13 protein-coding genes and 1 pseudogene are annotated in these 22,027 nt (G+C 58.2%); 8 read left to right on the top strand and 6 right to left on the bottom strand.

Features of this window, described 5'->3' with window-relative positions; genetic code table 11:
- Positions 1-27: 27 nt before the first annotated feature.
- From AC2FIT_RS20630 to xdhA, 4 genes are read right to left on the bottom strand one after another with little or no spacing between them, the layout of a single operon-like run.
- On the bottom strand, positions 28-1,545 hold the full coding sequence (locus AC2FIT_RS20630; RefSeq protein ID WP_496832051.1) for an ABC transporter ATP-binding protein: 1,518 nt from the start codon (positions 1,543-1,545) through the stop codon (positions 28-30).
- Positions 1,542-2,477, bottom strand: a complete 936-nt coding sequence (xdhC, locus tag AC2FIT_RS20625) for a xanthine dehydrogenase accessory protein XdhC (protein WP_496832049.1) — start codon at positions 2,475-2,477, stop codon at positions 1,542-1,544. The genes AC2FIT_RS20630 and xdhC overlap by 4 nt, the downstream gene beginning before the upstream one ends.
- Positions 2,477-4,879, bottom strand: a complete 2,403-nt coding sequence (gene xdhB, locus AC2FIT_RS20620; protein WP_496832047.1) for a xanthine dehydrogenase molybdopterin binding subunit — start codon at positions 4,877-4,879, stop codon at positions 2,477-2,479. The genes xdhC and xdhB overlap by 1 nt, the downstream gene beginning before the upstream one ends.
- The gene (gene xdhA / locus AC2FIT_RS20615; RefSeq protein ID WP_496832045.1) at positions 4,876-6,237 is read right to left on the bottom strand and encodes a xanthine dehydrogenase small subunit; all 1,362 of its coding nucleotides are present in this window, start codon (positions 6,235-6,237) and stop codon (positions 4,876-4,878) included. Before xdhA ends, xdhB begins: the two co-directional genes overlap by 4 nt.
- 344 nt (positions 6,238-6,581) lie before the next feature.
- Here xdhA and dnaE point away from each other — a divergent pair, with 344 nt between their 5' ends.
- Positions 6,582-10,082, top strand: coding sequence for a DNA polymerase III subunit alpha (gene dnaE, locus AC2FIT_RS20610; protein ID WP_496832043.1), 3,501 nt, complete (start codon positions 6,582-6,584; stop codon positions 10,080-10,082).
- Between the two features lie 95 nt (positions 10,083-10,177).
- Here the strand turns inward: dnaE and AC2FIT_RS20605 are convergent, their stop codons facing one another.
- Positions 10,178-10,372, bottom strand: a complete 195-nt coding sequence (locus AC2FIT_RS20605; RefSeq protein WP_496832041.1) for a SlyX family protein — start codon at positions 10,370-10,372, stop codon at positions 10,178-10,180.
- A 129-nt stretch (positions 10,373-10,501) separates the two neighbouring features.
- On the opposite strand from AC2FIT_RS20605, the gene hisS reads away from it, so the two are divergent.
- From hisS to hisG, 3 genes are read left to right on the top strand one after another with little or no spacing between them, the layout of a single operon-like run.
- Positions 10,502-11,986 (top strand): histidine--tRNA ligase, encoded by a 1,485-nt coding sequence (gene hisS, locus AC2FIT_RS20600; protein ID WP_496832039.1) that lies wholly within the window; start codon positions 10,502-10,504, stop codon positions 11,984-11,986.
- A gap of 3 nt (positions 11,987-11,989) precedes the next feature.
- The gene (locus tag AC2FIT_RS20595) at positions 11,990-13,078 is read left to right on the top strand and encodes an ATP phosphoribosyltransferase regulatory subunit (protein ID WP_496832037.1); all 1,089 of its coding nucleotides are present in this window, start codon (positions 11,990-11,992) and stop codon (positions 13,076-13,078) included.
- Positions 13,075-13,764, top strand: a complete 690-nt coding sequence (hisG, locus tag AC2FIT_RS20590; protein WP_496832035.1) for an ATP phosphoribosyltransferase — start codon at positions 13,075-13,077, stop codon at positions 13,762-13,764. Before AC2FIT_RS20595 ends, hisG begins: the two co-directional genes overlap by 4 nt.
- Here hisG and AC2FIT_RS20585 read toward each other — a convergent pair whose 3' ends face one another.
- A complete protein-coding gene (locus tag AC2FIT_RS20585; protein WP_496832033.1) occupies positions 13,765-14,196 on the bottom strand; it encodes a DUF1489 family protein in 432 nt (143 codons plus the stop codon). It abuts the gene before it with no gap.
- 129 nt (positions 14,197-14,325) lie between these two features.
- Here AC2FIT_RS20585 and AC2FIT_RS20580 point away from each other — a divergent pair, with 129 nt between their 5' ends.
- The 4 genes and pseudogenes from AC2FIT_RS20580 to AC2FIT_RS20565 all read left to right on the top strand — a co-directional run bounded on the left by AC2FIT_RS20580 (position 14,326) and on the right by AC2FIT_RS20565 (position 21,901).
- Complete coding sequence (locus AC2FIT_RS20580; protein ID WP_496832032.1) at positions 14,326-16,608, top strand: adenosylcobalamin-dependent ribonucleoside-diphosphate reductase; 2,283 nt, start codon at positions 14,326-14,328, stop codon at positions 16,606-16,608.
- Positions 16,609-17,219: 611 nt separating this feature from the next.
- Positions 17,220-17,942 carry an AAA family ATPase gene (locus AC2FIT_RS20575; protein WP_496832030.1) on the top strand — a complete coding sequence of 241 codons (723 nt, stop codon included), beginning with the start codon at positions 17,220-17,222 and terminating at the stop codon, positions 17,940-17,942.
- A 1,001-nt stretch (positions 17,943-18,943) separates the two neighbouring features.
- Positions 18,944-19,575: pseudogene (locus AC2FIT_RS20570) on the top strand (tyrosine-type recombinase/integrase).
- Between the two features lie 334 nt (positions 19,576-19,909).
- A complete protein-coding gene (locus tag AC2FIT_RS20565) occupies positions 19,910-21,901 on the top strand; it encodes a DEAD/DEAH box helicase (protein ID WP_496832029.1) in 1,992 nt (663 codons plus the stop codon).
- The last annotated feature ends 126 nt before the right edge of the window (positions 21,902-22,027 follow it).

Raw genomic sequence — 22,027 nt, 5'->3', positions numbered from 1 at the left:
CCTGTTATTGTTCTCTTTTGTTGTGTTTCAGACATGGGCCACCTCCATGCCATGCGCGCCACCCATCATCAGGCCGATCTCATCCACGGTCAGGCCGGAGGTCGGACGCGGTGCGCTTAGCCGGCCTTCGTTCAGGGCGGCGAAACTGTCGGAGATTTCCATCAGTTCATCCAAATCCTGCGAGATGCAGACAACCGCCGTACCCTTGGCGGCCAGATCCAGAATCGCCTGTCGGATTGCCGCCGCCGCAGCGGCGTCAACGCCCCAGGTTGGCTGGTTCACCACCAAAACGTCCGGGTCTTGCATAACTTCGCGGCCAATGACGAATTTTTGCAGATTGCCACCCGACAATGATCGGGCCGCGTTCTCGGGTCCGGGGGTTCGGACATCGAAAGCTTTTATGATTTTCTCGGCAAAGTTCTTCGTTTCGGCCCATTTGAGAAAACCGTTGTTCTCAAGGCTCTCGCGGACCGACCCGGTCAGCAGCGCGTTTTCGGTCAGGCTCATATCCGGGGCTGCCGCGTGTCCAAGCCGTTCCTCGGGGGCGGTCAGAACGCCCAGCTTGCGGCGCGCTGTTGGGCCGAGTTTTCCGATGGGCTGTCCGTTGAACTTGATCGCGTCTGCGGTGGTCAGGATTTCACCGGACAGCACGCCCAGCAGTTCATCCTGACCGTTGCCGGCAACCCCACCGATACCAAGAACTTCACCCTTTCGAACGGTCATGTGAACATTTTTCAACGCGGTTCCGAATTCCGAAGGCGAAGGCACCGACAACCCGCTGACATCCAACGCGACCTCACCGAAATCACGCCCGGCACGTTCGGGCGTTTGCAGTGTTGAACCCACCATCAGCTCGGCCATATCACGGGCTGAGGTCTGTGAGGGGACACATTCGCCCACGTTCTTGCCCAGCCGCAGGATTGTCGCGTGGTCACACAACGTCCGAATTTCTTCGAGTTTGTGGGAGATATACAGGATGGATGTCCCTTCGGACCGCAACTTGTTCAGTGTTTCGAACAAGATGTTGACCTCTTGTGGGGTCAGAACCGAGGTTGGTTCATCCATGATCAACAGCTTGGGGTCTTGAAGAAGGCACCGGATGATCTCGACCCGCTGACGCTCACCGGCGGATAGGTCACCAACTGTACGGTAAGGGTCCAAAGGCAGGCCATAGGTCTCGGACACTTCGCGAATGCGCGAGGCGAGATCACCCATTGGAGGCGGGTTCTCCATTCCCAGGGCAATGTTTTCGGCCACGTTAAGCGCGTCGAACAGCGAGAAATGCTGAAACACCATCGCGATCCCATCCGCGCGCGCAGCCCTGGGTTCAGCCGGCGCAAAGGGTTGGCCGCGTAGCGCCATAGTGCCGCTGTCGGGCTTAACCAAACCATAAATCATCTTCACTAGCGTGGATTTGCCCGCGCCGTTTTCGCCAAGCAGGGCATGGACTTCGCCCTCGCCAATGTCAAAGGACACCTGATCATTGGCCACGACACCGGGATAGGCCTTGGTCAGCCCCTGCAAACTTAGGAGTGGAATGGTCACGCGCTCAGGTCCTTCTTCAACTCATTCTGCCGGGCCGGGCGCAACACTTGCGCGGCGACGCCAACGGCTATCATTTGCGGGTGTTTGCCCAGTGACGGATCACCGATTGGGCAGGTGATCCGGCTTATCCGTTCGGGTGAATGCCCAAGGGCCGCCAACCGAGACCGGAATCGCGCCCATTTCGTAGCCGAGCCGATCAGGCCAGAAAAGCGGAAATCGTGCGAAAGCAGCCTGTTGCACAGTTCCAGGTCCAGATTATGAGAATAAGTGAGCACAAGATGCTCGGCACTACGTGGTGCATGATGGACCAGCGCCGCCGGTTTGACAGCCGGAATCGCGGTCACACCGGGTGGAATGCTGTCCGGGAACCGATCTTGCGTGGTATCGACCCAGGTAATCGCCAGATCGGGCAGTGGGGACAGGACATCCACCAGCGCGCGGCCCACATGGCCTGCGCCCCAGATCCACAGATTGCGCGTGGGTTGGTGCACCGGTTCAACCATCCAGCCTTCAATCAGTTGCGGCTCAGGTGCGATGCCTTGACTGCGGGCGGATGCCAGCAGGCGTTTGACGGATAAAGGCATGTCACCATCCTTCGCTGACCGTGCGATAACGGCTTTGTCCAGCGCGTCTACGGCCTCACGGTCATAGACCTCACTTAACAACGATACCGCGCCACCGCAGCATTGACCCATCTCGGGCCCAAGCGCGTGGTGGGTCAGCAGAGCTTTCACTTTTTGCGACCGCGCGGCTTCGGTCGCCTGAAACTCAAGGGTGCCACCCCCGATTGTGCCGCTTTGCCCGTCCTCCCAAACCAGCATTGCGGCACCCACCTCACGCGGGGACGATCCCTTGATCGCAGCGATGACCACCCGGGTAACTGTCCCGTGGGTTTTGACTGCCTCCCTCAAAGCCTCAAGGTCAAATCCCATCAGATGCCTCCTTTTACCCTTTGGATGCCTTGCCAGATTTCTTCGGCCGTCGCGGGCGCGTTCAACGCCGGATAGCTGTCGCCACAGGCCGCTACCGCATCTGATAGCGCCAACCAAGCCGAAATGCCCAGCATGAAGGGCGGCTCACCCACCGCTTTCGAGCGATAGATCGTGTTCTCGCGATTCTCACCCTCCCACAGCGCGACGTTGAAGACATCCGGCCGGTCCGAGCAGGCGGGGATTTTGTAAGTCGACGGCGCATGCGTGCGCAGGTTGCCGGTATCGTCCCAGACCAGTTCCTCGGTCGTCAGCCAGCCAGCACCTTGCACATAGCCGCCTTCGACCTGCCCGATGTCCAGCGCGGGGTTCAGCGAGGCCCCCGCGTCATGCAGGATATCCGTACGCAGGATGCGGTTTTCCCCTGTCAGGGTGTCAACGGCGACCTCGGTCACAGCCGCGCCATAGGCAAAGTAAAAGAACGGGCGGCCGTGCCCCTTGATCCGGTCCCACTCGATCTTCGGGGTTTTGTAAAACCCGGTCGCCGACAGGCTGATCCGACCCTGATAGGCAAGGGATGCGGCTTCGGCAAAGGTATAGCGTTCTTCGCCAACCGAAACGGTGCCATCCGAGAAGGTAACCGTCGATGGATCGGCCTGATGGCGTTCGGCCAAGTAGTCGGCCATCCGGTCGCGGATCGTATCGCACGCGGCTTTCACGGCCATTCCGTTCAGGTCACTACCGGATGATGCCGCCGTGGCTGATGTGTTGGGCACCTTCGCGGTGTCAGTGGCGGTGATCTTCACCATCTCCAACGGAATGCCAAAGCGCGACGCAGCGACCTGCGCGACTTTTTGGAACAGCCCTTGACCCATCTCGGTGCCGCCGTGGTTCAGGTGGACCGAGCCGTCCTGATAGACATGCACCAACGCGCCTGCCTGATTCAGATGGGTCAACGTGAAGGAAATACCGAACTTGACCGGGGAAAAGGCGATACCCTTCTTGATCACGCGGTTCGCGGCATTCCATTTCTGGATAGCGACCTTGCGCGCGGCATAGTCGCTGGATTTCAGTAGCGATTCGGTCATGCCGTGCAGTTCAAAGTCGCTGACCTGCATGCCGTAGGGTGTTGTATTGCCACCGGCAGGCAGAGGACGCACCGGAGCGTTCCCGGTTTCAACAGCGCCACGGCTGGTCAGGTCTTCATGCGGATCGGGATGACCCAGCGGTTTCTTAGCGGGTGCATGTTCGGTTACTGCGTGTGCGGGCTCATAGTAGTTGCGACGACGCAATTCGACCGGATCCAGCCCCAATTCATAGGCCGCGTGGTCCATGACCCGCTCGATCCCAACCATTCCCTGAGGGCCGCCGAACCCGCGATAGGCGGTGGCGGATTGGGTATTGGTCTTTAGTCGGTGGCTTTCGATCCGGGCATTCGGCAGCAAGTAGGCATTGTCCGAGTGCAGCATCGCGCGGTCGGCAACGGGCAGGGACAGGTCCTGTGCCCAACCGCAAATGGCATAGTGGTGGAACAAGACACCCTGAATGTGTCCGTGTTCATCGAAACCAGCCTTGTATGATATGCGGAAGGCGTGGCGTTTACCGGTGATGATCATGTCATCATCGCGGTCATATCGCATTTTGCAGGTCTTGCCGGTGGCCCGCGCTGCAACGGCGCAAGCTACGGCCAAAGCGTTGCCTTGGCTTTCCTTGCCGCCAAAACCGCCGCCCATACGGCGGGTCTCGACCCGGACGGCGTTCATCGGAACGCCTAGGGCATCAGCCACCTTGTGCTGAATCTCGGTTGGGTGCTGGGTCGAGGAATGCACCAGCATATCCGCGCCTTCATTCGGAACCGCCAAGGCGGCCTGTCCTTCCAAATAGAAATGCTCTTGCCCGCCAAGGTCAAAGGACCCTTCGATCACGTGCTCCGCGCCGGCAATGGCGGCCTCTGCATCGCCCTTGGCATAGATGCGCGGACCGTCTTCGAACCGGCTGTCGGCGGCAAGCGCGTCTTCGATCGTCAGGATCGGCGTCTCTTTGTCATAGTCGATCTTACCTAGACGCGCTGCTTTGCGCGCGGCCAAATGACTAGTCGCAACGACCAGAAATACGGGCTGGCCGATGTAGTGAACCGTGCCGTCTGATAGCAGCGGTTCATCGTGGATCGACGGAGAGACATCGTTGGCAAAACGCAGGTCGCTGGCGGTCATGACCATGACCACGCCGTCCGCGGCCTCTACGGCCGACAAATCCATCGCGCTAATTCTGCCTTTGGCTATCGGACTGAGGCCAAACGCCAGGTGCAGCGTTCCTTTTGGCGTGGGGATGTCATCCACGTATCGCGCCACACCAGAGACATGCAGGGGGGCCGCGTCATGAGGCAGAGCCTTGGTCACGCTCATGCTGACACCTCCAGCACGTTTGTTACCTCACCCTGATCTTCAAGGAAGTATCTTTCCAGCATCGCTTTGGCCGTCTCTAGCCGATAGGTGGCCGAGGCGCGCATGTCCGTAAGCGGGGCATAGTCCGTTCCAAAAGCAGGCAATGCCGCCTGAATGGTCTGGGGCGTCCACGGTTGGCCGATCAAAGCGGCCTCAACGTTTGAGGCGCGTTTTGGAATACCGGCCATACCGCCAAACGCGATGCGCGCATCAGTGACGGTGCCATCTGCAATGGTGATGTTGAAACACCCGCATACGGCCGAGATATCCTGATCGAACCTTTTGCTGAGTTTGTAACACTTCAGGCGATCCGGCTGGTGCGGGAAGCTGACGGCTTCGACGAATTCGCCGGGGCTGCGATCTTGCTTGCCGTAGTCGATAAAGAAATCCTCCAGCGGGATCGACCGGCGTTCATCCCCATGGCGTAGATGAAGAGTTGCGCCAAGCGCGATCAATGCGGGTGGATTGTCCCCGATGGGTGAGCCATTGGCGATATTCCCACCGACAGTGGCGGCGTGCCGGACCTGAACGCTGGCATACCGGCGGATCATCTCGGCATAAGAGGGGTGCATATCGGCCAGCGCCTCGCCCATTCGGTTCATGTCCACCATGGCGCCAAAGCGGATTTCGGCTTCGGTGATCGTGACCTTTTTTAGATCCTCGCAGCGGTTCAGAAAGATCACCGGGGCCAGATCGCGCAGTTGCTTCGTGACCCACAGGCCTACATCGGTCGCGCCTGCGACCAGGGTGGCATCCGGGTGGTTTGCATATAAGGCGGCCAATTCGTCAGACGAACCGGGCAACATGGTCGGCGCGGCTGACGTTGCAACGGGCTTGTCCTTGACCCAGACCGGGACGGCTTGCGCCTCAGCCGCTTTCGCTGCGCGGATGATCGGCGCATAGCCGGTGCAGCGGCACAGGTTCCCGGCAAGCTGCGTATCGTGATCGGTCGCGCCATTTGCGTGGCCTGCAACCATCGACATCACGAAACCGGGCGTGCAAAACCCGCATTGCGAACCGTGAAGGTCCACCATCGCTTGTTGTACCGGGTGGGGTTCTTTGTTCGGGCCGCTAGCCCCCTCGACGGTGCGGACCGCTTTGCCATGCAACTGTGGCAGAAACAGGATGCAGGAATTTAGTGCTTTGACCCCATCTGTGTCGGTCACCATCACGGTGCAGGCGCCGCAGTCGCCCTCGTTGCAGCCTTCCTTGGTGCCGGTAAGACCGCGATCCTCGCGCAGCCAGTCCAGCAGTGTGGCCGTTGGATCGACATCCACCAGCTCAACTGTCTCTCCGTTCAGAAGAAACGTGATATTCATTCGAGAAACCCGTCGCCTTACCCGGTTGCGCCCTGCGGTGCCCTCCTTCGATGCGACGTAGAAAGAGTGGCGGGCGTATAGCTTGCCGTTCGATGTTAGAAACAGGGCAGGTTATCTGGCAAGAAAAACTGATTATGTTATGCATGATTACGACCAATCGATAGGGTAATGCCTGTTTTCCGAACCATTCAGCCATTTGAAATCAATGCGTTTTCCGTTCTGACCTAGCAGCCCCTGCCGAAGCACCTTCTGAAAAAGCCGAACAATCGGTGCTGATTTTTTAAACATCCAAAAGCGTCGGTTCCCGCTTTTGCAGCGCTGCGGGCTGGGGTAGCGTAGGCGCTATGAGCACTACACCTCGATTCATCCACCTTCGCGTTCATACTGAATACTCCTTGCTGGAAGGGGCCGTGCGGCTGAAAAAGCTGCCTGCCCTGTGCGAGAAGATGGAGATGCCCGCCGTTGCTGTCACGGACACCAACAGCATGTTCTCGGCATTGGAATTCTCAGTCACCGCAAGCGGGGCAGGGGTGCAGCCGATCATGGGTTGTCAGGTGGACTTGTGTTTTGTGCAGGCCCAACCCGGTGAAAAGCCCAAGGCCCCGGCACCACTGGTGCTGCTGGCGCAATCCGAGACAGGGTATGAGAACCTGATGAAGCTCAGCTCGTGTCTTTATGTGGACAAGGGCGGGCAGTTGCCGCAGGTCACGCTTGAGGAGCTAGCCGAACGCTCGGATGGTTTGATCTGCCTGACCGGCGGACCAGACGGGCCGGTAGGCCGTTTGCTGCAACAAGGTCAACGCCCCGCCGCCGAGGCGCTGGTGGACCGGCTGGCAGCAATGTTCCCGGATCGTCTATACGTGGAATTGCAGCGCCATCCGGGTGAGGATGGCCAGCCCGAGGCCGAACGTTTGACTGAGCGCGGCCATGTCGAGATGGCCTACGCCAAGAACCTGCCCTTGGTCGCCACTAATGACGTCTATTTTCCGGCCTCGGATATGTACGAAGCCCATGATGCGCTGATCTGTATCGCCGAAGGGGCCTATGTCGATCAGCAAGCCGGTCGCCGCCGCCTGACGGCGCAGCATTATTTCAAGTCGCAGCAGGAAATGGTGACCCTGTTTGCAGATTTGCCCGAAGCGATCGAGAACACGGTCGAGATCGCCAAGCGCTGCGCCTTCATGGCCTATCGCCGCGATCCGATCCTGCCGAAGTTCGCTGACGACGAGGTGGCCGAACTGCGCCGCATCGCTAATGAAGGTCTGCAGAAACGCTTGGCTGTCATCCCTCATGCGGTTACACCGGAAGAATACCAGGAACGGCTGGATTTCGAGCTGGGTATCATCGAGGGGATGGGTTTCCCCGGCTATTTCCTGATCGTTGCCGACTTTATCCAATGGGCCAAGGACCATGACATTCCGGTTGGGCCGGGGCGGGGCTCGGGTGCGGGGTCGCTGGTGGCCTACGCGCTGACGATCACCGACCTTGACCCGTTGCGTTACAGCCTGCTGTTCGAGCGGTTCCTGAATCCCGAACGGGTCTCGATGCCCGATTTCGATATCGACTTCTGCATGGATCGCCGTGAGGAAGTGATCCGTTACGTTCAAAAGAAATACGGACGTGACAAGGTGGGGCAGATCATCACTTTTGGTGCGCTGCTGTCGAAAGCCGCCGTGCGCGATATTGGGCGTGTTTTGCAAATGCCATACGGGCAGGTGGATCGCCTGTCCAAGATGATCCCGGTCGAGGGGGTGAAACCGGTTTCGATCGAAAAGGCGCTTAAAGACGAGCCGCGCCTGCGCGAAGAAGCGCGAAATGAAGAGGTTGTTGATCGTCTGCTCAACTACGGCCAACAGGTCGAAGGGCTGCTGCGTAACGCCTCAACCCACGCGGCGGGTGTGGTGATCGGAGACCGTCCGCTGGATGCGTTGGTGCCGCTTTATCAGGATCCGCGGTCAGACATGCCCGCGACCCAGTTCAATATGAAATGGGTCGAACAGGCGGGGTTGGTGAAGTTCGACTTTCTGGGCTTGAAAACCCTGACCGTGATCCAGAATGCGATGGATCTGATCTTTAAATCCGGGCGGCCCTTGCACATCGCGGCAGATGGTACTGAGCTTTACGAACCGGCTGAGGGGGCCGAAAACCAGATCAACGCCATCCCGCTGGACGATGAGGCAACATATAAGCTTTATTCGGCTGCCAAGACTGTAGCGGTTTTCCAGGTTGAAAGCTCGGGCATGATGGATGCGCTCAAGCGCATGAAGCCAACCTGTATTGAAGACATCGTCGCCCTTGTGGCGCTGTACCGCCCCGGCCCGATGGAGAACATCCCGACCTATTGCGAGGTCAAGAACGGCCAGCGCAAGATTACATCGGTCCACCCCCTGATCGACCATATCCTTGAGGAAACCCAAGGCATCATCGTCTACCAGGAGCAGGTGATGCAGATCGCTCAGGTCATGGCGGGGTATAGCCTTGGCGGCGCTGACCTTCTGCGCCGCGCAATGGGCAAAAAGATCAAAGAGGCGATGGATGCCGAGCGCCCCAAATTCGAAAAGGGCGCGGCAGAAAATGGCGTGGATGCCAAGAAGGCGTCCGAGGTGTTCGACCTGCTTGAGAAATTCGCCAATTATGGCTTCAACAAATCCCACGCGGCGGCTTATGCGGTGGTCAGCTATCAGACTGGCTGGTTAAAGGCGAACCATCCGGTCGAGTTCATGGCGGGTGTCATGAACTGCGATATCCACCTGACCGAAAAGCTGGCGGTATATTTCGAAGAGGTGCGCAAGGGGCTTGAGCTGCCCTATGTACCACCCTGTGTAAACCGGTCAATTGCAACGTTTGATGTGATAGACGGGCAACTTGTCTATGCGCTGGGCGCTTTGAAAAACGTGGGCGTCGAGGCAATGAATCTTGTCGTCGAGGGGCGTGGGGACAAACCCTTTGTCAACTTGTTCGACTTTGCCCGCCGGGTTGACCTTAAGAAGGTCGGCAAACGTCCGCTGGAAATGCTGGCGCGGGCTGGGGCGTTCGATCAGCTAGACAAGAACCGCCGCCGCGTTTTCGAAAGCCTCGATCCGCTGGTGCAGTATTCGGCGGCGATCCATGACCAGAAGAATTCGAACCAGGTGTCGCTGTTTGGTGAGGCGGGTGATGATCTGCCAGAACCTCGCCTGTCACAAACACCAGACTGGTTGCCGGCAGAGCGACTCAGCGAAGAATTCAAGGCCATTGGGTTTTACCTGTCCGGTCACCCGCTGGATGATTACATGCCCGCGCTGAAGCGCAAGCAGGTCATGACGCTTGACGACGTAACGGAAAAAGCGCGCTCGGGTCCGTTCATTGCCAAAATGGCGGGTGTTGTCGCTGGGCGGCAAGAACGGAAATCGGCCAAGGGCAACCGCTTTGCCTTTGCGCAATTGTCCGATCCAACTGGGGCGTATGAAGTCACGCTGTTCTCGGAAACGCTTGAGAAGTCGCGCGAGTTCCTTGAAACAGGGGCACAGGTGGTTCTGTCTGCCGAGGCAACGATGGAGTCCGATCAGCTGAAATTGCTGGCGCGTTCGGTGGGACCGGCAGATTCGGTCGTGGCCGAGGCAGGTGCCACGGGGTTACGCATATTCGTGGACGTGCCCGAGGTGCTGCCGACCGTTGCCAAGGTGCTTGAGGATGCTGCCGGTGCTGCCAAACGGGCGGCCAAAGGTCCGATTCACATCTGCCTGCTGGACCCCGGTTTGCCGGGCGATGTCGAGATAGATCTGGGTCAGGATTTCCCCATCAACCCGCAGATCAAGGGGGCGATAAAGTCGCTGGATGGCGTCAGCGTGGTGGAGGAAATCTGAAGCGCTGGTTTGGTGCCGGGATTGGTTGGTCCGGCCCAAGAGGTTGCTGCCCGCATCGACAACGCGGTGAAAACCACGCTGGGGCTGGAAGACGTTCAGTAATGCGGCGGGCGTTCGTCTCCGAACACGACCCCGCCCGAACCTTCCTGCGCACGATCAGCGTCGCGCTGCAGCAGCATTTCGACCCGGCGGGCCAGACGGTCGATATCGCCTTGTTGGCGGGTGACGACTGCGTTCAGCTCGTCGACTGTGCGGGTCAGGTGGGCGATCTGTTCTTCCAGATGCTGCATTGGAATCTCCTGTCTTGAGCCGGTCATAGCGACCGCGGAAGTCCAAGGCCAGCGAAAGCGTGCCTTGCCCCGATGCGGGGCATGGGATAGACCGCGCGCGGAACAAGGAAACTCCCAAGGACGCCCCACATGGCCAAGCCAAAGAAACAGCCCCGCCCCAAGGCCGTAACGCCAAAAGGGTTCCGTGACTATTTCGGCCAGGAAGTCACGCAGCGTACTGAAATGCTGCGGGCTATTGCGGACGTCTATCATCGCTATGGTTTTGATGCTCTTGAGAGCAGCGCGGTCGAAACGGTTGAGGCGCTGGGCAAGTTCCTGCCCGACGTGGACCGCCCGAACGAAGGCGTTTTTGCATGGCAGGAAGTCGACGAGCACGGCAAGGGCGATTGGATGGCCCTGCGCTATGACCTGACCGCGCCCTTGGCCCGTGTCTATGCGCAACATCGCAATGATCTGCCCACGCCCTATCGCCGCTATGCGATGGGTCCGGTCTGGCGGAACGAAAAGCCCGGACCGGGGCGGTATCGCCAGTTCTATCAGTGTGATGCGGATACAGTCGGTACGGCCTCGATGGCGGCGGACGCCGAGATTTGCGCGATGCTGGCTGATACGCTCGAGACGGTGGGGATTCCACGCGGTGACTATCTGGTACGCGTCAACAACCGCAAGGTTCTGAACGGCGTGCTTGAGGCGATGGGCTTGTCAGACGAAGGGCAGCGTGATGCTGTTCTGCGCACGATTGATAAGTTCGACAAGGTCGGTGAGGCCGGTGTGCGGGAATTGCTGACCAAGGGTCGGCTCGACGCCTCGGGCGCGTTTATTGATGGCGTCGGACTCAGCGATGACCAAGCCGAACCGGTGATTGCGTTCCTGACGTCCAAGGCTGCCGACATCACAGGAACGTTGGTCAACCTTCGCGCTGCTGTGGGCGACAGCAAGATCGGCGCAGATGGTATCGCCGAGCTGGAGCGGATCGGCGCGCTGCTTGATGCGGGCGGATATGGTGCGGACCGCATCGTTATCGACCCTTCGGTCGTGCGTGGCCTTGGCTATTACACCGGGCCTGTCTATGAGGCCGAACTGACCTTCGAGATATTCGACGAAAAAGGCCGCAAGCGGCAGTTCGGGTCCGTCGCAGGTGGTGGGCGTTATGACGATCTGGTCAAACGCTTCACCGGGCAAGAAGTACCTGCGACTGGAATCTCCATCGGGGTTGATCGACTTTTGGCGGCTCTGCGCGAAAAAGGACGGATCAGCGCACAGGCCAAGGGGCCTGTCGTTGTTACTGTCATGGATCGCGACCGCATGGCGGACTATCAGGCGATGGTGGCCGAGCTGCGCAATGCAGGCATTCGGGCCGAAGTTTATCTGGGCAACCCCAAGAACTTTGGCAATCAGCTTAAATATGCGGATAAGCGAAACTCTCCGATTGCCGTGATCGAAGGCGGCGACGAAAAGGCCAATGGCATCGTGCAGATCAAGGACCTGTTCCTTGGCGCGAAGATCGCCGAAAGCGCCACGCTGGAAGAATGGAAAGAACGCCCCAGCCAGTTCGAAGTGCCGCGTGGTGATCTGGTCGCCAAGGTTCGCGAAATTCTGGACAGTCAGGACTAGGTCATGGCAAATCGTTCCCAGATTCAGGCCCGCGCGGCCATGATGCGCGTCCGGTTCGAGGCTGCGGGCGCGCAGGTCGTCGATCCGCCTCTGCTGCAACCTGCAGAGACGCTGCTTGACCTATACGGAGAAGACATCCGGGCCCGCGCTTATGTAACGTCGGACGCGCTGCGGGGTGAGCAGATGCTGCGTCCCGATTTCACTCTGCCGGTGGTGCAGATGCACATGGCAGACGGGGCTGAGCCTGCGCGCTATACCTATTCCGGAGAGGTGTTCCGCCGGCAAGAGCTCAACCCGGATCGGTCCAACGAATACATTCAGGTCGGGTACGAGGTCTTTGACCGTGACGATCCTTCGGGCGCGGATGCCGAGGTGTTCTCGCTATTTGCGCTCCAGTTGCGCGGCCTACCGCTGCGCGCTGCAACCGGGGATATTGGCATTCTGACGGCGGCGGTTCAGGGGCTGCGTACCACGGACCGACGTAAGTCGGCGTTGATGCGGCACCTGTGGCGCCCGCGTCGCTTTCGAACGCTGCTGGATCGGTTTGCCGGGCGCAAACCCGCACCCGAGGGGCGGGACGCTCTGCTGGATGCTGACGATCCGCTGGCAACAGACGCCCAGCATATCGGTAAACGCCGCGTCGCCGAGATAGAGGCACGGATCGAAGCCCTGCGGGAGGACCGCGATACGCCGCCGATCTCTGACAGTGAATTGGCAGGGTTGGAGACCCTGCTGAACGTACGCGAAACCATGCCCTTTGCGTTAGAGCAACTGCGTGACGTGGCGGTAGACCTGCCGCAGATTACGCAGGCGCTTGATCGGCTTGAGGCGCGGGTAGCCGCGCTGCAAGCACGCGGTGTGGATGTTGCGCGCCTGGATTTTGAGGCCGCCTACGGACGTACTTCGATGGAGTACTATGACGGGTTTGTCTTCGGTTTTTACGCCGAAGGTCGCCCCGATCTGCCGCCGATTGCCACCGGCGGGCGCTATGATGCACTGACCCGGCAATTGGGCAACGGTGCCGAAATCCCCGCCGTGGGCGGGGTGCTGCGCCCGGACCTGATGCTGGAAATCGAGGAGGCCGTGCAATGAGTTTGAAACTGGGCGTGCCTTCCAAGGGCCGGTTAATGGAAAAGACCTTTTCGTGGTTCGAAAAGCGCGGGATTGTTCTGTCGCGCAGCGGATCGGACCGGGAATATGCTGGCAAGGTTGAAGGCATTGATGGCGTTTCTCTGATCTTGCTGTCCGCTGGGGAAATGCCGCGCGAACTGGCCGCAGGACGCGTGCATCTGGGTGTCACCGGCATTGACCTGGTGCAAGAGAAACTGCCGCGTTGGGAACAGCAGGTCGAAGAAATCTCGCAACTTGGGTTCGGCAAGGCCGACCTTATCATCGCAACACCGGCCTGCTGGGTAGACGTCGATACGCTGGACGATCTTGATGCCGTTGCCGCGGCATTCCGCAAAGCACACGGCCATCGGTTGCGGATTGCCACGAAGTACCACCGACTGGTGCGTGAGTTCCTGACAGATGCGGGCGTGGCCGATTACACTCTAGTCGACAGTCAGGGTGCGACCGAGGGCACAGTGATGAATGAAACGGCTGAGGCGGTTGCGGATATCACATCGACGGGTGAAACCTTGCGTGCCAATCACCTGAAGATTTTGTCAGATGGGTTGATCCTGCGGTCTCAGGCAACGTTGTGGCGCAGCCGGGTCGCCAGCTATGATGCCGAGGATAAGGCTGTGTTATCCGAGCTTTTGGATCGTCTTGCCTGATTACAACACACCGATTTCCGCTAACGCTTGATTCAGATCATCGGGCAGGGCGTCGTCTTGCGCGCGACTTTTTGGCAGATCGGCTGGTGTATCTTCGGGTTGCAGATAGCGCCACCCCTGGAATGGGCGCTTTAGGGCGTTTTGGGTGCGGACAACATCTGGGTCCAAAACGATGGCGCAGCGGCGGATTCCGTCCTCGCCCCGCACCTCATCCAGACGAAGGATGCGCTGCCGGCATTGGACAACGCCCTTAATCACCCAGTAGATCGATCCGCCATTCAGTATCTCAGCCTCGCGTTTCGGCCACATGCGGGTAACGTGGCGGGGCAGACCGTCATCAAACCGCTGGCGATAGCTGTGCTGCCACGCAATCAGGCTGTCAACGCTTTCTGAGCCAACCGAAAGTTTTATGAGATTTACGTATTTATCCACAGCTTTCCCACAGAGTCGTCCCGAAGACCATCTTTATATTGTAGACTGCTGGGCGCTGCCATCAAGGTGTTGTGGCGAGGATGTGATTTGGGGTAAGCTGCTTATCTCTTTCTACTCAGGGAATCGCCAATGAGCCGCTTTGCTGCCCCCATCGCCGAACAGATTTGGGATATGAAATACCGCTTCAAACAAGCGGATGGGACACCCATTGACATTACGGTTGAGGATAGCTGGCGACGCATTGCCCGCGATCTGGCGCGGGTAGAACAGGACCCGGCCCATTGGGAGGATAAGTTCTACGCGGCACTGGAGGACTTCAAATACCTGCCTGCGGGACGCATCACAGCCGGGGCAGGTACTGCGCGGCAGGTGACGCTGTTCAACTGTTTTGTCATGGGAACAATTCCAGACAGCATGGGCGGCATTTTCGACATGTTGAAAGAGGCCGCGCTGACCATGCAGCAGGGTGGCGGGATCGGGTATGATTTCTCGACCATCCGGCCAAGGGGTGCTGATGTGCATGGGGTAGCCGCCGATGCATCGGGGCCGCTTTCTTTCATGGATGTGTGGGACGCGATGTGCCGCACCATCATGTCCGCAGGATCCCGTCGTGGGGCGATGATGGCGACGATGCGCTGCGATCACCCGGACATCGAACATTTTATCACAGCCAAATCCGACCCGGCCCGACTACGCATGTTTAATATGTCGGTTTTGGTGACCGACGCCTTTATGGAAGCGGTCAAGGCGGACGGGCCGTGGGAGTTGGTCTTTGACGGTAAGATCTACCACACAGTGCAGGCGCGTGACCTGTGGAACAAGATCATGCAGGCGACGTATGACTACGCCGAACCCGGCGTGATCTTTATCGACCGGATCAATGCAGCAAACAACCTGAGCTATGTTGAAACCATTGCGGCGACCAATCCATGTGGCGAGCAGCCTCTGCCGCCCTATGGCGCGTGCCTGCTGGGGTCGATCAACCTTGCACGGCTAGTAGCCGAGCCGTTCGAAGATGCTGCGCATCTGGATGAAGATGCCCTGCAAGAACTTGTCGCCACAGCGGTCCGAATGATGGACAACGTGGTTGATGTGTCGAAATTTCCGCTGGCCGAGCAAGAAGCCGAAGCGCAGGACAAACGCCGCATCGGTTTGGGCGTTACGGGTCTGGCCGATGCCCTGTTGATGCTTGGGCTGCGATATGGTTCCGACGAGGCGGCGCGTCAGACCGAGCGCTGGTTGCACGCGATCGCCCGCGCCGCGTATCTGGCGTCGGTCGATTTGGCTAAGGAAAAGGGGGCGTTTCCCCTTTTCGATAGCGAAAAATACCTGGCCAGCGGTACGATGCAGCAGATGGACGAAGACGTGCGCGACGCAATTCGGGAACACGGCATTCGTAACGCGCTGCTGACCTCGATCGCGCCGACGGGAACGATTTCGCTTTACGCGGGCAATGTTTCGTCCGGGATCGAGCCGGTGTTTGCCTATGCCTATACGCGTAAAGTGCTGCAGAAAGACGGATCACGCACCGAGGAAGAGGTCGTGGACTATGCCGTGCAGATGTGGCGTAACAAGTTCGACGACGTGGAACTGCCTGACTACTTCGTCAATGCGCAGACACTGACGCCCGCGGATCACGTCAAGATGCAGGCCGCGGCGCAGAAATGGATCGACAGCTCGATTTCGAAGACGATCAACTGCCCGGAAGATATCAGTTTTGATGACTTCAAGGATGTCTACATGCAGGCCTGGGATCAGGGCTGCAAAGGTTGCACCACCTATCGCCCGAATGATGTGACCGGAAGCGTGTTGAGCGTTTCGGAAAACTCGGACAAAGCGCCCGGTGAAAGCGCGGATGCCCCGCAAGAAGTCGAAGGCGGTGACGTCATTTATATGTCAGAACCGTTGGACCGGCCGCAGTCACTTGAAGGTTCGACTTACAAACTGAAATGGCCCGACAGTGAGCACGCCATCTATCTGACGATTAACGATATAATCATCGGTGGACGTCGCCGCCCGTTCGAGGTTTTCATCAATTCGAAAAATATGGAGCACTTCGCCTGGACCGTTGCGCTGACCCGCATGATCTCGGCCGTGTTCCGGCGCGGGGGTGACGTCTCGTTTGTCGTCGAAGAATTGAAGGCCGTTTTTGACCCGCGTGGAGGTGCGTGGGTGCAGGGCAAGTACATCCCGTCAATCCTTGCAGCAATCGGTGGCGTGATCGAACAGCATATGGTTGCGATCGGTTTCCTTGAGGGCGAGGGCATGGGCCTCAAGTCCGACCCTCAAGCGCAGGTTGTGAACATGGATGCGCCACGTGGAAAGGCCTGCCCGGCGTGCGGTCAGTACGACATGGTGATGATTGAAGGCTGCATGACCTGCCGAAGCTGCGGTCATTCCAAGTGTGGGTAATTCCGAAGGTCGGATGTTTGTTGTCGGACCCATGAATTAACTGCCATTGATGGGGGTTTCCTGCCATTCCGACACGAGGTTAATTACCATCGGCCGATCTTCGGCCGGTGGTTTTTTTAAAACAAAGACTTAGCAAAAGACACTTTTCGGCGGCTGATCAGGCTTTGTTCACCGGCTCTGATCAGCGCCTCCTGTTGACTGAAACGGTCTTATTGAGCAGGACTTAAGCTCAAACCTGGCCAGGTTCCTTCCTCCATTTTTCCGAACGCACGGCGTGCAATCGGGAGCCAGACGGCGCGACGCGCCGGGAAAGGGCCAGTTATGTCCAAGATCAAGTTCATCGACGCGCAGTTTTACAATGCTGATAAAGACCGGCGAGTAATACGGAAGCGCCTGGAGCGGTTCCTGAAAGTGCGCCGCGCGCTTGAGCGCGGTATCATGCCTCCGGATCCGGAGGATCGTGATGACTGCCTTCGGTGGGAAAACGAACTGATGCAGGTTGATCTCTGGCGCGAAGGTCAGGACCGAGTAGACCGCCGGGTAGCAGACTGCTGGAACGGCGGGCTGCGGCCGCAGGTCTTTCCCACCTCAAACTTGATGATCGAAGAGCCTTGGAAGTCCTGCGCAACGGTGTGGGCCCGATCCGGATCCGGTCAGAGCATCAGGCGGATGAAATCGCCGCCGGGATTCATGCCGGTATGCCCTGGATGGCGCCCGCGACAGATCTCCTTTGGAAGTCGATGCGGCGCTCGGCCCGAAACAGGCGCGCAGGCTTCCGCCTGCCTCCGATGCTGCTTGACGGTCCTCCGGGGATCGGCAAGAGCATGTGGGCCCGTCAGTTGAGCACTGCACTTGGCGTACCGCGCTGTGGCGTGGAAGCGACGATGGAACAGGCGTCTTTCGGCATTGTGGGTTCTCAGCGCGGCTGGGCCAAAGCACAACCGGGCCGCCCATTGAGGACGATCCTGAAGCACCTGGTTGCGAACCCGGTGGTTGTCGTTGATGAAGTGGAAAAGGCAGGGGTGGCAACTTCGACAAAAGGCAACATCTTCGGACTTGCCGAGGGGCTGCTGTCCCTTTTGGAGCCATCTTCGGCAGCCGCTTGGCAATGCCCCTACCACCAGGTGGGCTTTCACTTGTCGTGGATCAACTGGGTGCTGACCTCCAACAGTTTGGTCCCTTTGCCAGCCCCTCTGCTGAGCCGCCTGGAGGTTAGTCACCTCCCTTCAATTCCTGTCACGGAGTTGGCCGAATTTGCCCGCCGTGAGGGGCGACGCCGTGGATTGACGCAGGCGTTGGTTGAGGCCGTGGCTGAGGCGTTGGAAATTTCCTGACGCGGTGCGGAGATGTACCTTCGGCACGCCATCCGGATGCTAACAAGGGGTGAAGGGATGGAGGCAGCAGGAGTCCGTCATTGAGCACGCAGTTTCTCCGTCCGCTCAATCCACAGAGAAGGAGCCGCATATGCAGAGTCAAGACCACTGCAACACCGATGAGGCGTTGCGTTTTATCAAGCGGTTCCCCGAGGTGGATAGCAGCCCTGAAGTAAGTGGTGGCGGAACGGGCTGAAGCTGCATGCTTCACCAGTGGCAGCGAATGCGGGACTAAGCGGATTATTTACCCACGAGTCGCATGGTCCATTTTCGGTCGCAAGACGAAGAATTTGCTTATCGAGCATCCGGAGCTAGAGGCACACTCCGCCGTATTTGGACGTCAGATTACCCATTCGGCCATCCACCGTTTCCCAATGAACCCTCCAAACCAACGTGCAAGGAAATCTAACTTTCTCGAAGGCTGCATAATGATTGTCAGAATGAATTGTGAAGCCCTGTTTGCTCAGCCGTGCCATTAACTCTGTCTCTGCCATGGGCAACGTGAACTCTGCCGATACTCGTCGTTCAAACTCGTCGTCGGCCTCCGCGAAGTTACCAGGTAATCCCCTGCCGATCTCTGGTGGAATCGGAAGTGGAGGGAGCAAGAGCAGGTAACCACCGATGGATATTAAAGCTAAGATCGCAATCCCCCAGCGAGTTATCCATCGCGGCATTCCTCAGAGACCTTCACCAATTGCACACTCGTAGCAAGATTGCCTGCATGGTTTCGCTGCTGCAAGCCCAAGCCAGAATTCTGTCAAAACCATCCGTGCAGAATGTCGTGGTAAAAGAAACCGAAGTTTTGACTCCATCCTGAAAAACTGGACACTCGTGCAAAACGCAGCATCAGTCACTTTGGGCTCGTTCCAGACCTCAGAGGCAGCGCAGAATATTGTGATTAAGTGCTCCGGTCAACGTCGGGTTGTCGTTCTGGGAGGGCCTGGCGGGTTGGAGGATCAGTCATGAAAACACCAAATCTACCCGTCATTCGCGCTCTCCGCCCCGCTTGGAACAAGGATCGGATCGTCGGGCAGAGGCGACCATTGAAACCAAAGCACGTCTGGGCAATCCGAGTGCGACTTGAATTGGCCCAGAACCATCGCGACCTCGCGCTGTTCAACATGGCAATCGACAGTAAGCAGCGCGGCTGCGACCTGGTGAAAATAAAGGTTGTTGATGTCATGGCATCCGGTGAAAACAAGGAATGGGCTTCGGTCCTTCAAAGTAAAACGCAAAAACCAGTGCGCTTTGAAATATCCGAAGGCACACGAGCCTCTGTTGAGAAGTTGATAGAAGACGAACTGATGGCTGGTTCCGAGCACCTGTGGCCTGGCAGATTTTAGGACGCCTGCACATCTCTACACGCCACTACGCACGGATTGTCCGCGCGTGGGTCACGTCAATCGGTCTAGAAGCGAGCGCCTGCGGCACAGATTCAATGACGCGAACCAAGGTAACTCAGATCTACAAGAAGACCGGAAACCTTCGAGCCGTTCAGCTTCTTCTTGGGCACACCAAGATGGACAGCGCCACCCGATATCAAGGTGTGGAACTGGAGGATGTCTTGGCCATCACCGAAGCCATTGAAATCTAGGTTGAAGGGCCGTCCGAGAGGGCGACCCAATGCCGACTTCGCCGGTGCTACCTAACGCTGCGTTGCAGCTGAGCTAGACCGGACCTTCGTAGCAACATGAACTGTTACCGACCGAATTCACAATGTTTAAACGCAGCGGCCATTGGTTGGGCGGATGCGAAAGTCAGTTTCCCGTGATTGACGCATTTCTCTTTCGGGCGCACGTTACGGGCTATACATCTGACCCAAATACTACTATCGCCAGATCTTTCCCGGCATTTGGTGACCCATGCAAGATTTCTCTGCCCTCCCGAAAACCCTATCCTTAGCGCTTTCCCAAAAAGGCTATAGCGGCTTGACCCCTGTACAAGAGGCTGTGTCAGATGAAGCGCTGGCAGGAAAAGATCTACTTGTCTCTGCGCAAACCGGTTCTGGCAAAACCGTGGGCTTCGGGCTGGCAATGATGGAAGAACTTCTTGATAAGCACGGTCGGTTTGATCGACCAGCTGCGCCATTGGCCGTGATTATCGCACCCACACGCGAACTGGCCTTGCAAGTTCGACGAGAGTTCGATTGGCTGTTCGCTGAGGCCGAGATAGTCACAGCGTCGGCAGTTGGTGGTATGGATGCGCGCGCAGAACGCAGGACGCTCGAGCGCGGTGTACATGTCGTGGTCGGAACGCCTGGGCGGCTGCGCGATCATATCGCGCGTGGTGTGATCGACCTGAGTGATTTGCGGACTGTTGTTCTGGACGAAGCCGACGAAATGTTGGACATGGGGTTCGCCGAAGACCTTGAATACATCCTTGATCAAACGCCCACGAGCCGGCGCACCTTGATGTTCTCTGCCACTGTTCCGCGAGGCATTGCCAAGCTGGCCCAGACTTACCAGAAAGAAGATGCGCAGCGGATCAAGGTCGGAAGTGCAGAAGCACAGCATTCGGACATTACCTATAGTGCCCTGAACGTGGCACCGTCAGATATCGAAAAAGCGATTATCAATTTGCTGTGCTATCACAACGCAGAGACCGCAATTGTGTTCGCCAATACCCGATCCATGGTTGCGCGTCTGACCGCGAAATTCTCCAATCGGGGATTTGCTGTTGTCTCACTGTCGGGGGAGCTCAGCCAGACAGAGCGCACCAATGCGATGCAAGCCCTGCGTGACAAGCGCGCGCAGGTCTGTGTTGCGACGGACGTGGCCGCCCGTGGTATTGATCTTCCAGGGCTGGAGTTGGTGATCCATGCAGATATTCCTTCAAATGCGGAAAATCTGCTGCATCGCTCTGGGCGGACAGGTCGCGCCGGGCGCAAGGGAATGTCCATCTTGATCGTGCCAGGTCGACAACGCTCAAAGGCGCAACGATTGCTCAAATCAGCCAAGTTGGAGGCCGAATGGGGCGCCCCGCCCTCTGCGGACGAGGTGCTCGCACAGGAAGAGGAACGCATCCTTTCCAATCCCGCCCTGGATGAGCCGCCAAGTGCCGAGGAAACGGCTTTTGCAGAACGGCTGCTCAGCGGAAGAACCCCAGAGCAGGTCGCTGCAGCCTATATGCGCCTTTACCGAGAGAGCAGCTCGGCACCGGAGATTCTGGGAACGGCGCCAGAGTCCGGAAAACGCAACACTGATAGGCGCGCGGCGTTTGGGCCAAGCACTTGGTTCTCACTTTCTTTGGGGCGCAAACAGCGTGCGGAGCCGCGTTGGTTGCTGCCAATGCTGTGCCGCAATGCGGGTTTATCCAAAGACGCCATCGGCGCAATCCGTGTTCAATACCAAGAGACCTTTGTCGAGATTGCCAATGATGCTGTGCCCGCAATGAAACAAGAATTGGGGGCCGAGCTCACCTTAGAACAAGGTGCGACGCTCACTGAGCTGGCAGGCGCACCAGATTTCGATGCCTCTCCGAAGGGACCGCCTGCGGCACCAAATTCATCAGACCAAGTAGCTAAAAACCGAGGGCCTCGTGCAGGCAAGCCGTCGAAGTCTGCGCGCGGCTCCGAACTTTCCAGCCAAAATACCCAGATTGCATCCGAGCGCCCAAAGGGCAGAGGAAAATCCGGTGCAAGCACATCGAGTAGACAAGCAAGCGAGGATACGCCAAAGCAGGACAAAGCTCTGCATACGCAGCCGACAAGCGAGCACGGAAAGGCAAAACTACAGCCCGTCGCGAGGGATAAGAAGCGACAAAAACGAGAAAAGAACGCTGCTGACACATCCAAATCTCTGAGAGCGCCAAAGGCGCGCCAAAAGGCCACCTACAAAGACTCAAACGTGCCGCGTTCAAAAAGCAGAAACGGCAAGGGTGGAGAAGCAAGACCTTTCCGCAAGCCTTCGAAGAGAAGTTGAGCACTCAGTTACCCACAGATAGACCATTGAGAAAAAATGAGAATTGTCTAGGCCCCGGACTTCGGTATCGGGGCGGTCTTGGTCGAGCTGTTTTGCGCAGCATGATTTGTCCGCGATGGCGGTGTC

This window comes from Ruegeria sp. YTSA135 (assembly GCF_059610165.1).
Note: the sequence above shows the minus strand (reverse complement) of the source record. Positions and strands in the feature narration are given on the sequence as shown.